An 11,626-nucleotide genomic window follows, 5' to 3' on the forward strand; every position below is an offset into this window, starting at 1 on the left:
ACTAACAAACATTCTGTCAGTGAGACGATCCGTCCTCGTGAATATAGATCGGCATCTGCCTTTTCGTATGGATTTTTACTGATCCTGCTGATCCTTCTGCACATAAACATTGTAATACCACTTTACAATCGCCATACCGATAATGATGACATATCCAATCACCGACCAGCCATCCGGAATCTCTCCGAAGAAGAGCAAGCCCCAGATGGAAGCAAAAAGAAGTTGTGAGTAGTCAAAGACCGATATCTCCTTGGCCGGAGCAAATTTATAGGCTGCAGTTACCGTAAACTGGCCAACCGCTGCAGCACTTCCTGCGCCAAGAAGACAGAGGAGCTGTCTTGTACTGAGGGGCTGAAAATCCATCATCATAAAAGGGAATACCATCAAGCAGGTAAAGACCGAAAAGAAAGCAACGATCACCGGTCCTCTCTCCCCCTGGTTACCTAGTTTTCTGACAAAGGTATAGGCGATTCCGGCGCCAAGTCCGCCAAGAAGGCCCACCAGAGCCGGAAGACTCGCAAGCCCGGCTGTGGGCTTCACAATAAACAGGGCACCACAAAAGGCAATGACCACGGTAAAGATCTCAAGCCGGTTCGGGATCTCCTTCAAAATAAAGATCGATGCTATAATTGCAAAGAATGGCGAAAGTTTATTCAAAATATTGGCATCCGCAAGTGCAATGTGATCGATTGCCCAGAAATTGCAGATCATGCCGAGACCGCCCGCAATGGAACGTGCCAGAAGCGAAGGGACACTGCCCTTTTTGATTTTAAATTTCTCTTCCGTCCTGCTTAAAGCAATCAGGGCAATGACGGCGGCAATCAGATTTCGGAAAAAGGTCTTCTCCATGGTCGGTACATTGCCCGACAAGCGGACAAAAAGACTCATCAGAGAAAAGAATAATGAGTCAATAATGACCATCGTAATGCCAAGCACATGCTTATTTGTAATCTTCTTCATGGATCGACCTTCTTTACTTAACAAAAAAGCCCCCGGAAAAACCGAGGGCAAATGAGAGCTGCTGACGGGAATCGGACCCGTGACCTCCGCCTTACCAAGGCGACGCTCTACCGACTGAGCCACAGCAGCATTATGGTTTGAAGCCTTCCGGCTCACAACCGACTTTGTTATAATACTGTATTGCAGGAGGCAAGTCAAGTTTTTTTTGATTAGATTTTGTTTCTATGTTCGTACAAAAGTACAGTTTACAAGGGACTACACAGGGTAACGGTCTGACGGGAGGATTACCGCCCGTCAGATTTTCCATGTAATGTTCAAGCTGTCGCTTGTGGCGGCAACGGTGGTAATCATCAAATCCACCACCCGCCGCTTGTCGTCAAAGGATACATCGTCCCATGTGTCGAGGTAGCCGGAAATCTGGTTGACCTGTCCCGGGCTGATGGTTTCCACCGTCAGCTCGGCTATCTGCTTCACAAGTTCCTGCTTGCGCCCGTCCAGTTCCGCTATCTTCACATTCACATAGGAGAGCAGGACATTGTTCGCGCCCGTCAGACTGTCCACCAGCTTTTCAATCTCGCTGTCCACATGGAGAAGCTCTACTTGCAGGGCGGCGATTTTGGGATTGGCCTTTGCCGCTTTCTTCCTGCCCGTCAGCGTCTTGTGCTTTTCCAGCTTCTTCACCATCTGCTGGTAAACCACCGCTTCCAGTTCGGAAGTGATGATTTTCCCACAGCCCGGACAGCTTTTATTGTCCAGCCGTTTCGTACAGCGGAGATATTGCCTGCCGGACGGATTGAAGATACTCATAAGCGCATATCCGCAGTTCCCGCACTTGATTTTCCCCGCCAGCCATGTGTGGGTGGCTTTTCGGGCGGACTGGATTTTCATGTTGTTCATCAGCTTCTTGCGGCAAGCCAGCCATATATCCGCCGGAACAATGCCCTCATGGGGAGCCAGCACCAGCATTTGGTCTTTCAAGTCGTTTTTCTTGCTGGGCTTCACATCCCGCCCCTGATACAGATAACAGCCGTTTGTCCCCGTAAAGTCGGCGGCGTCATTGACGATAACCGTACCCTGGCTTTTGAAAAATTCGTACACATCCAAGTCCGCCTGCACATAGACGGGATTGCGTAACATCTGCGCCAGTGTGGGGCGTATCAGTTCCTTGCCGTAGAACAAAATCCCCTGTTCGGCAAAGTACCGGGTAATGTCCCCGTAAGAGGTTGTGGGCTGGGCGTACATCTCAAATATCAGCCGGATATTGGCCGCTTCGTCCGGGTTTACCACCAGCTTCTTTGTGTTGATACCGTCCATTTTGATAGGCTCGGTGTGGAAGCCGTAAGGGGCTTTCCCGCCCATCTTGAAGCCCCGCTGACTGCGGGAGTAGTAAGCGTCTGTCACCCGCTTCTGTATCGTTTCCCGTTCAAGCTGGGCGAACACGATACAGATATTCAGCATAGCCCGCCCCATCGGGGTGGAGGTATCAAACTTCTCCGTAGAGGACACAAACTCCACATCGTACTGCTGGAACAGTTCCATCATGTTGGCAAAGTCCAGAATGGAACGGCTGATACGGTCAAGTTTGTAAACAATGACCTTTGCAATCAAGCCCCGCTTAATATCCCGCACCAGTTCCTGAAACTTCGGGCGGTCTGTGTTCTTGCCGCTGTACCCTTTGTCTGTGTATTCCTTACAGTTCCCGCCTTTCAATTCGTATTTGCAAAACTCAATCTGGCTTTCAATGGAAATGCTGTCCTTTTTGTCTACCGATTGCCTTGCATAGATCGCGTCTATCCTGTTATTCATTTTGTCGCTCCTTTTCTTAAAAAGAAACGGAGCTGCTGACAGTTCTATTATACCGCCAGCAGCCCCGCAAATCAACGATGGCTTCGGGATTTATGCCCCGGCTTCCTCTTTCTGCCGCTTATCGGCATATTTGCGGAACACCTCATAAAGCTGCTGCTCCAGTTCCCGGCGTTTGGTCGCTTCCTGCTCCGGCGTGAACACCGGGGAGAGGTTTTCCAGCGTGATTTCCTTTCCCTGAAAAGTCACGACTTCTGTTTCCTTTTTGTATCTGATATTGTTACTTATAAAATCACCTTTCCTTTCCATACTGCCGCTGCTGCCGTTTCAGTTCCGCCAGTATATCCGGCGGGATACGGTCAACCAGCCTTTGCATATCGTGCAGTTCGCTTTCCAGCTTTGCCCGCTCCATGCGGTCTTTGATTTTGCCGCTCTCGCTGGCTCTGGCTCGTGCTTCCAGCTTCTCATTTTCTGCCAGCAGGTCATTGATTGTGACCTTGTACTTTTTCAACTGCCCGGAGAAATTCTCCATCTGCGGGAACCACTTTTTCAGCATGGAGAGGGCTTCCTCTTTTTTCTTTCCGGCGTTCAGCGGGTTAATGCCGTCCAGTGTGGCTTCAATGGCTCTTGCCTGCCGGGAGAGGGAAACCGCCTGTTTGAAAAGCCGGGTGGGGATATGCTTCCGGCCTGTCTTGCTGGCGCTTTCCCCACGCTCCAAGTCGGGATATTTCTCCACCATGTAGGCGTGAAAATCATCCTGCCACTTCGTCAGGTTTGCCCGGTTGCCGATAATCTCCTTTGCGCACAGGCGGTTGTCCTTTGTCAGCGGAACAAAGGTCAAATGCAGGTGGGGCGTTTTCTCGTCCATGTGTACCACCGCCGACACAATATTTTCCCGGCCTACCCGGTCAATGAGGAAGTCGGCCGCCCGCTGGAAAAACGCCTGTATCTCCTTTGGGGATTTCCCCTTGAAAAACTCCGGGCTGGCGGTTATCAGCGTATCGACAAACCGGGTGCTGTCCTTGCGGGTGCGGCACCCCGCCTGTTCAATGCGGCGCTGAATGAAGTGGTAATAGCGTCCCTCCGGCTTGACGATATGGAAGTTGTACTTGCTCTTAGCGGTGTCAATGTCGGGGTTGCTGGCATACTGTTCTTTCTGCCTTTCGTGATGGGCTTCCAGCGGCCTTGCCGGGTTGCCCTTGTGCTTCTCAAACCGCAAAATTGCGTGTTGTGCCATTCTGCTCCTTTCCCCATTCCTTTCCCATCCGGGGTTTTCCACAGGGAAAATCCCGCAGAAAATAGCTCGGATAGGATTGGAATGGATAGAATATAAATCAATCTTTTTATCTTTGTATTTCTATATACCGTCCGATTTTCGTACTTCTCAGGAATGATTTCCGTACTTCATGGGTACGGTTTTCAGTCCTCCGGCGTACCAGAACGGGATTTCTTGAAGTCGGTGTTTGGAACTGCTTCATAGGATTTTGGGAAAATGCGGTTGGGTTTTCCACAGCCCTGCTTCTGGATCTCCACCAGTCCGGCGTATTGCAGTTCCCGCAGGGTGTTTACCGCTTTCTGCCGCCCACAGTGGAGCAGGTCAACCACCTCGCAGATGGGATAGTACAGATAAATCCGTCCGCAATCATCCGCCCACCCATTCTTGCGGGATAACTCTGTCCGGCGCAGGATAAAGGCGTACAGAACCTTTGCCTCGTTGGACAAGGGCTTGAATGTGGGGGCTTCAAAGAGGAAATTCGGGAGCCGGGTGAAGCTGAACGCCTTTTCCGGCTGATGGATATAGATGGTATTTGTCATAGTTCGTTTTGTGGACGGTTAGAAGCCCGTTTTCCGGGGCGGGCGATACTTTATACCACCTGCCCCGGTTTGGGGCTTGCAAAGCCTGATAAATCAAGGCTTTTTTCGCTCCTAACTGTCCACAGCAGACCTCCTTTTCCGTTCACTTTCTGTTTTCTGCCGCCTGTGAACTCTGGCGGCACAGCCGGGGCAGTATTTTGCCCGGTTGGATTTGGGGACGAACACACCGCCGCAGACCACACAGCGTTTCAAGTCCTTATCCCGGAAAATCTCCGCTTCCAGCGTCCCGTCCAGCGGCAAGACCGCCCAGCGGAACCACTTACAGCAGACCGAGAAAGAAACCGTCTGCGGGCAGGTGCAGGTGTCCCCATCGTCAAGGGCAATGCAGTTGCCGTCCTCACAGCAACAGCACTCCCGGCGTATCAGGCTGGCCGCCTGTTTCTTCTGGGCCGGTGTCATGCGGTAAAGGGAACCGTCCGGCCTGCGCTCCAGCGGCGGCAAGTCTTTATAGGGGTTATCTCTCATGCGTTCCCTCCATTTTGCTTTCCGTTGCCGTTCTCCCCGAAAAGGTTTCCTGCCCCATTCCTGCGGTGTGTTCCGGCGTTGGCACGCTCCCCGCAGCTTCGGGACATTTTGTCCCGAAGTCCGGTTCCTTGCGGTGCTTCCCCAGCCGGGGTATTCCTTTTCGGACGGTCATTCTGTTTTCAAGGTGCTGTCCATCGATGAACTACCCTAAGTCTACACGAAAAAAATGCAATCCCCGGAATTTTGCGAGAATTGCATTTTGATGAAGTTTACACTTTGGAAATTGCATTTTTGCAATCATCCTGTATAATGGAAGTATGCGGAGGAGGTACGTGTCTATGGCTTTACCCGGAACACCCGGACAGCGGATTTCCGATTTATGCAACGGAAACCATATCACACAAAAGGAACTTGCGGAGAAGATAGGCGTTTCCGCTTCCCAGTTGAGCCGCATTGTCAGCGGCGAAACGAGAACGGTCAGCAGTGATATTCTCATAGGTGTGGCAAAGGAATTTAAGGTATCGACAGACTACATACTGGGCTTGTCTACCGTGAGCGTCCGCAAAAGCTACGATATTTCTGAATTAGGCTTGTCCGAGGGAGCCGTGAGGGGGCTCGTGACGGGTGCTGTTGATGTGCAAATCCTCAACCGCCTGTTGGAACACAGGAATTTTCCTAAGCTGATAGATTTGATACGGATTTATTTTCAGGACACAGCGGCAAAAGGCATAACAGCAAGAAACCAGCTTATCGAGATAGCAACGGCTTCCCTGTCCGACCTGATGAAAGAACACCCGGAACACCGGGCGGAAGCAAAGCAGGATTTACAGCTTTTGAACGCCCAGAAGATGGGGGAACATGAGGCGGAGATTGAGAAAATCAAAAATGTGTTCCTTGCTATCCTGCGGGATATTAAGAAAGACATTGACAACGGGGAACAGCCGGGAGAAGCTGTGACCGCCGCGATGTTCCAAGCCATGCGGGACGCATTGGCGGAACAGAAGCAAAACCCGCTTTCCATTGACGATGTAGCGGCGATGGTTGCCGGACAGATCGGACAGCTTACGCCGATGGATGAAGAAACTGCCGACCTGTTCAAGCAGTTGGCAAAAAAGATGATGAAAGGAATAGAATAATAGCCTGTTATTCGAGATAATAATATGCCATTAGTAAAGCATGACTACCCTGTTTTAGAGTACGATACCGCATCAAAAGCTGTTTTTCAGCCGGGAAATGGGAAAAAATGTTTTCCTGCAAAAGCAGTGTTTGCTTTTTTAGGAGACGAGGTTGAAAATTATGCACATACCCATGATGGAATACAGATAGATGAATTTGAAAGTGCAACAAGACGATATCCTATTTATGAATGTCTTTATAATCAGGAGAAAATATGTCTATGTCCGGCTCCTGTGGGAAGTGCTGCTGCCGTCCAAGTTTTAGAATATTTAATTGCAGGGGGTGTAACAAAGATTATTTCCGTCGGCTCCTGCGGCGTATTGGAAGACATCCCGGAAAATAGATTTTTGATACCTGTTTCTGCATTGAGAGATGAGGGAACATCTTACCATTATCTTCCTCCCTCCCGAGAAGTAGAGATTTCAAAGGCTGGTATAAATGCGATTGAATCTGCTTTAAGCCAAAAGAATATACCATATTGGGAAGTTAAAACATGGACAACAGACGGTTTTTATCGAGAAACAGTAGAAATGGTTCAGTATCGGAAAGAAGAGGGATGTCAAGTAGTAGAAATGGAATGTTCCGCATTGGCGGCGTGTGCAAAATTTAGAAAAGTTACATGGGCTATGCTGCTTTTTTCAGCCGATACTCTTGCAGACCCTCATAAATACCAAGAAAGAGAATGGGGAAAAACAAGTATATCCATAGCCTTAGAATTAGCCTTAGACGCTGTTTTATCAGTTGTTGAGGAGTAAAAATAAATACATATAGGAGTTACAATGAATATAAATGAATTTCCACAACAAGTAAATCAAGTTATTTCAATAGCAGAAACCATATTACAAGGTCAAATATTGGGGATATATTTATATGGTTCAGCAACAATGAATGGGCTGCGTCCAGATAGTGATATAGATATACTGATAATTACTAAGCAAGAATTGAGTAATTCAATCAGAGCAGATCTAACAAAGCAATTATTGAAAATTTCTGGCTCCGTAGGCTGTATTGAAAAAAGGCCTTTAGAGGTAACTATTATCAATCAATCTGATATTGTTCCGTTGCAATTTCCGCCAAAATGTCAGTATATGTATGGTGAATGGCTAAGGGGAGAGATGGAAGCAGGAGAATATCCGCAAGCCTGCAATGACCCAGATATAATGATTTTATTATGGCAAGCAAGAAAAAATAGCATAACTTTGAAGGGGGCGGAAAGCAAAGAGCTTATTCCCGCTATCCCATTTCACGAAATTAAAAAAGCAATTCGGTTTTCTTTACCTGGTTTGATTTCCAGCTTTAAGGGTGATGAAAGAAATGTGTTATTAACCTTATCACGAATGTGGTTTACTTTAGTAACAGAAGAAATCACGACAAAAGATGTTGCCGCAAAATGGGTAATTTTAAAATTGCCGGAGAGATTTTCCCCCCTGCTAACAACGGCAAAGGAAGCTTATTTGGGAAATTTGTCTGATGAATGGGAGACAGTAGAAAAGGAAGCGATGGCACTTGTAGAATATATGAAAAAACAAATTGAGGAATTACTTAGAACAGAGTAGCAAAGTTAGCGGGGCCAATCAACGGTCAAGATGAACGGCGCATAAATGCGCCGCCGTTGACAGTCCCGCCCGTCTTTGCTGATGGGCAATCAAGGCGGGAAAGCCCTAAAATGGCTTCCCGCCCATTTCAATCTTGAGAGAAGAAACGCTCCAAAACCAGAAAGAGAGCGGTAAATCTGAATTGCGAGGGAGAATGTAGATGAATCAAGGAAGAATTATTGTCATTACAGGTTCGCCGGGAACAGGAAAGACAACAACTGCGTCGATTGTCGCAAAAGAATCGAACATGGATAAATCTGTGCATATGCACACAGACGACTTTTTTCATTATTTAAGCAAAGGAGCAATACCGCCGCATTTACCAGAGTCCAACGAACAAAATTTAGTTGTCATTGAAGCCTTTTTAGAAGCTGCAAAGCGCTATGCCCGCGGCGGATATGATGTAATTGTAGATGGAATTGTCGGGCCGTGGTTTTTAGAACCATGGAGAGCCCTTGTTCGAGAAGATTATGAAGTACACTATATTGTTTTAAGAGCCAGTAAAGAAGAAACTATGAAACGAGCTGTGGAACGCTCAAAATTAGACAGAAAAACAAATGTTGAATTAGTAGAAACAATGTGGGAGCAATTTTGCAATCTGGGAATATATGAATCGAATGTTGTAGATACGACCAATTATTCCATTCAAGAAACTGTTTCCGCAGTACAAGAAAAAATCGCAAGTAGGGCAGCATTGTTGTCTTAGATTGTTTTGGTGCAATTCCCATTTATCGAGCAGATGAAGTTGGGGAGCCGCCTGGAGGCGGCGGTGCCGAAGGATAAAATAGGAGATGTTAAGGTTATGAATAATGAATACGATAATGAGAAGTTTTTTGAAGAATATGCAAAGATGTCCCGCAGTAAAGAGGGGTTAAAAGCTGCTGGTGAATGGCATCAATTAAAACCTTTGTTTCCTTCGTTAGAAGGAAAATCTGTTCTTGACTTGGGGTGCGGATATGGCTGGCACTGCAAGTTCGCAGAAGAACAAGGAGCTACAAAAATATTAGGGATCGATTTAAGTAAGAAAATGATTGAGGAAGCCCAAAAGCGCAATTCAGGAAATCAAATTGAATATCGTATTAGCGGATTAGAGGAATATGACTATCCAGAAAATGAATGGGATTGTGTTATATCTAATTTAGCTCTGCACTATATAGAGGACATAGTGGAAATATTTCAAAAAGTGTATAGGACATTAAAACCAGGTGGAATTTTTCTTTTTAATATCGAACACCCTGTTTTTACCGCAGGAGTTGGGCAGGATTGGATTTATACAGATGATGGGAAACCGCAATATTGGGCGATTGATAATTACTTTAGGCTCTGTCACAACAAATGGTTGATTTTTGACGAGAAATAGCGTATAATAATAGTAAGAAACAGTACCACCGAAGGAGGTAATTGGATATGCCTACTATCAAAGACGCATTAGATATTATCGGTAAGTTGACTGTCGCAGAGCAGGAAAGCCTTAAAACAATGCTTTTAAGTCCTGCCTTTGTAAAGTCTTTGAATATTGAAGATTTCGTAGCAAAGGAACGCTTTGCAAATGGTCGTGTATGCCCTCTTTGTGGCTGTATCCATGTGGTTCGCAATGGTCATCGTAAAGATGGCACACAGCGATATGTATGTAAGGATTGTGGCAAGTCCTTCGTGATTGCTACGAACTCCATTGTGTCTGGTACAAGAAAAGACTTGTCCGTGTGGGAGCAGTACATTGATTGTATGATGAATGGCTTATCCATTCGTAAGACTGCTGTTGCTTGTGGGATTCACAGAAACACCGCATTCCTTTGGAGACACAAGATTTTGGATGCACTTCAGAATATGGCAGACGATGTTACCCTTGACGGCATTATTGAGGCTGACGAAACTTTTTTCGCCATCTCGTACAAGGGCAATCATAGCAAGAGTAAGACATTTGCTATGCCACGCAAGGCTCATAAGCGTGGTCATTCTACACATATCAGAGGCTTGTCCCAAGAAAAGGTATGTGTTCCTTGTGCGGTTAATAGGAATGGCTTGTCTATCTCCAAGATTACGAATACTGGTAGAGTTTCTACAAGAGATTTACATCATATTTATGATGGTAGGATTAAGACCAATTCCACTCTTGTTACGGACAAGATGAACTCCTATGTGAGATTTACAAATGCCAATGGCATTGACCTTGTGCAGTTAAAGACTGGCAAAGCCAAGAAAGGCATTTATAATATCCAACATATCAATAGCTACCATAGCCAGCTAAAGAGGTTTATGCGTGGCTTTAACGGTGTTTCTACCAAGTATCTGAACAACTATCTTGTGTGGAATAACCTTGTAAATTACGCCAAAGAAAGCGACATGGAGAAAAGGAACATCTTCTTAACTTTCGTTTTGGCAACATTGAAAACTGCTAAATGCAGAGATTTATCAAACAGACCAGCAGTTCCTCTGGTCGCCTAATTAGAATTTGTGGAGATGATAAGATGGTCAATATAACAGATGTAAAACAGATTCTTCAATTTGCAATAGATGCGGAGATTAAAGTCTTTCTTGATGGTGGCTGGGGTGTAGATGCTCTTCTTGGATATCAGTCAAGAGCCCATAATGATATTGACATTTTTGTAGAAAAGAACGATTATCAGAACTTTATAGAAATAATGAAAGCTAATGGCTTTTATGAGATTAAGATGGAATATACAACATTGAACCATACTGTATGGGAAGATTTGAAAAACAGAATTATTGATTTGCATTGTTTTGAATATACGGACGAAGGTGAAATTCTTTATGATGGGGATTGTTTTCCGGTAGAAACTTTTTCGGGTAAAGGAAGAATTGAGGAAATAGAGGTTTCCTGTATTGAACCATATAGTCAAGTAATGTTCCATCTGGGATACGAGTTTGATGAAAATGATGCACATGATGTGAAGTTATTGTGTGAGACACTTCATATCGAAATTCCAAATGAGTATAGATAACTGCAAATAACAGTTTGTAGGGGAGTTCTGATACTCCCCTATAAAAATGGCTATTTATCAACTGTTTGTTGTGACATAGCCTTACTTTATAACAGGAGAACGAAATACACATTTTTTAGGATGTGATGTAGTAAAACAACATCACACACTTACACAGATTATAATGGGATTGCTGAACAATGGGTTTGAGCTTAAAGTTGTAGAGGAAGCAGAACCGCCTAAAGAGATGATGGATATTCCGGGTATGGAAGATGAACTTCGCCGCCCGATGATGTTACTTGTAAAGGCGATAGCGAAAAAATAATATCTCTATTAGGAAAACTGATATACCCCAATTTAGAGAATGGCATAGTAATTCCTAGTGATAAAGAGAAAATGATTGCACTGGCAAATAAATACATTGAAAAAGAAAATGTAGATGCACTCATTCTCGCCTGTACGGAGCTGCCACTTGCCATAAAGCCCGAAGATGTTAATGTGCCAATCGTGAATACAACCCAAGTACATATCAATGCAATTTACCAATATGCAATTCGATAAAAATAGCAAAGCCAGCCGAGCCAGTCAACGGTCAAGATGAACGGCGCATTTCATGCGCCGCCGTTGACAGCCCCGCCCGTCGTAAGTCCTCAAACATGAGTACTTAATCAAAGAAAACCCTGATAACATCAGGGCTTCTTGAGAATAGATCTGTACTTTGAAAATTTAAGATTTTTTTGGCCTATTGATCTGGCTCAGACAATTCTTCTGAATTCGTTTGGACCAGGGAAGAAGATCATCCAGATAAGA

Annotated in this window: 15 protein-coding genes and 1 tRNA gene; 9 read left to right on the forward strand and 7 right to left on the reverse strand. The window is 45.4% G+C overall.

The features are described 5' to 3' along the window. Window positions 1-75: 75 nt before the first annotated feature. The 7 genes from ACKX2L_RS01590 to ACKX2L_RS01620 all read right to left on the reverse strand — a co-directional run bounded on the left by ACKX2L_RS01590 (window position 76) and on the right by ACKX2L_RS01620 (window position 5,103). Window positions 76-1,011 carry a DMT family transporter gene (locus ACKX2L_RS01590; protein ID WP_497552536.1) on the reverse strand — a complete coding sequence of 312 codons (936 nt, stop codon included), beginning with the start codon at window positions 1,009-1,011 and terminating at the stop codon, window positions 76-78. Between the two features lie 5 nt (window positions 1,012-1,016). Beyond that, window positions 1,017-1,089: transfer RNA gene (locus tag ACKX2L_RS01595), tRNA-Thr, on the reverse strand. Window positions 1,090-1,254: 165 nt separating this feature from the next. Further along, window positions 1,255-2,766 carry a recombinase family protein gene (locus tag ACKX2L_RS01600; protein ID WP_007215987.1) on the reverse strand — a complete coding sequence of 504 codons (1,512 nt, stop codon included), beginning with the start codon at window positions 2,764-2,766 and terminating at the stop codon, window positions 1,255-1,257. Window positions 2,767-2,856: 90 nt separating this feature from the next. Beyond that, a complete protein-coding gene (locus tag ACKX2L_RS01605; protein WP_436798084.1) occupies window positions 2,857-3,012 on the reverse strand; it encodes a hypothetical protein in 156 nt (51 codons plus the stop codon). Between the two features lie 43 nt (window positions 3,013-3,055). Then, complete coding sequence (gene mobV / locus ACKX2L_RS01610) at window positions 3,056-4,000, reverse strand: MobV family relaxase (protein WP_497552537.1); 945 nt, start codon at window positions 3,998-4,000, stop codon at window positions 3,056-3,058. A gap of 182 nt (window positions 4,001-4,182) precedes the next feature. Further along, entirely contained in the window at window positions 4,183-4,578 is a 396-nt protein-coding gene (locus ACKX2L_RS01615; protein WP_139619488.1) for a replication initiator protein A, read from the reverse strand. Between the two features lie 111 nt (window positions 4,579-4,689). Beyond that, the gene (locus tag ACKX2L_RS01620; protein WP_002578725.1) at window positions 4,690-5,103 is read right to left on the reverse strand and encodes a cysteine-rich VLP domain-containing protein; all 414 of its coding nucleotides are present in this window, start codon (window positions 5,101-5,103) and stop codon (window positions 4,690-4,692) included. A gap of 338 nt (window positions 5,104-5,441) precedes the next feature. On the opposite strand from ACKX2L_RS01620, the gene ACKX2L_RS01625 reads away from it, so the two are divergent. The 9 genes from ACKX2L_RS01625 to ACKX2L_RS01665 all read left to right on the forward strand — a co-directional run bounded on the left by ACKX2L_RS01625 (window position 5,442) and on the right by ACKX2L_RS01665 (window position 11,377). After that, window positions 5,442-6,239 carry a helix-turn-helix domain-containing protein gene (locus ACKX2L_RS01625; protein WP_002578724.1) on the forward strand — a complete coding sequence of 266 codons (798 nt, stop codon included), beginning with the start codon at window positions 5,442-5,444 and terminating at the stop codon, window positions 6,237-6,239. Window positions 6,240-6,263: 24 nt separating this feature from the next. Continuing rightward, entirely contained in the window at window positions 6,264-7,034 is a 771-nt protein-coding gene (locus ACKX2L_RS01630; protein ID WP_002578723.1) for a nucleoside phosphorylase, read from the forward strand. Window positions 7,035-7,058: 24 nt separating this feature from the next. Further along, window positions 7,059-7,835, forward strand: coding sequence for an aminoglycoside nucleotidyltransferase ANT(9) (gene ant(9), locus ACKX2L_RS01635; RefSeq protein WP_052084611.1), 777 nt, complete (start codon window positions 7,059-7,061; stop codon window positions 7,833-7,835). A 199-nt stretch (window positions 7,836-8,034) separates the two neighbouring features. Continuing rightward, on the forward strand, window positions 8,035-8,580 hold the full coding sequence (locus tag ACKX2L_RS01640) for a P-loop nucleotide/nucleoside kinase family protein (protein ID WP_008655114.1): 546 nt from the start codon (window positions 8,035-8,037) through the stop codon (window positions 8,578-8,580). A 63-nt stretch (window positions 8,581-8,643) separates the two neighbouring features. Beyond that, entirely contained in the window at window positions 8,644-9,234 is a 591-nt protein-coding gene (locus ACKX2L_RS01645; RefSeq protein WP_330681823.1) for a class I SAM-dependent methyltransferase, read from the forward strand. A 47-nt stretch (window positions 9,235-9,281) separates the two neighbouring features. Next, the gene (locus ACKX2L_RS01650) at window positions 9,282-10,319 is read left to right on the forward strand and encodes an IS1595-like element ISSag10 family transposase (protein WP_002837184.1); all 1,038 of its coding nucleotides are present in this window, start codon (window positions 9,282-9,284) and stop codon (window positions 10,317-10,319) included. A gap of 23 nt (window positions 10,320-10,342) precedes the next feature. After that, the gene (gene lnu(C), locus ACKX2L_RS01655) at window positions 10,343-10,837 is read left to right on the forward strand and encodes a lincosamide nucleotidyltransferase Lnu(C) (protein WP_019543803.1); all 495 of its coding nucleotides are present in this window, start codon (window positions 10,343-10,345) and stop codon (window positions 10,835-10,837) included. A gap of 163 nt (window positions 10,838-11,000) precedes the next feature. Then, the gene (locus ACKX2L_RS01660; protein WP_021416144.1) at window positions 11,001-11,141 is read left to right on the forward strand and encodes a hypothetical protein; all 141 of its coding nucleotides are present in this window, start codon (window positions 11,001-11,003) and stop codon (window positions 11,139-11,141) included. A 44-nt stretch (window positions 11,142-11,185) separates the two neighbouring features. Then, window positions 11,186-11,377, forward strand: a complete 192-nt coding sequence (locus ACKX2L_RS01665) for an aspartate/glutamate racemase family protein (protein WP_370751961.1) — start codon at window positions 11,186-11,188, stop codon at window positions 11,375-11,377. The last annotated feature ends 249 nt before the right edge of the window (window positions 11,378-11,626 follow it).

The organism is Porcibacter vitabionis, assembly GCF_046263795.1.
In the GTDB taxonomy this organism is placed as follows: Bacteria; Bacillota; Clostridia; order Lachnospirales; family Lachnospiraceae; genus Lachnocurva.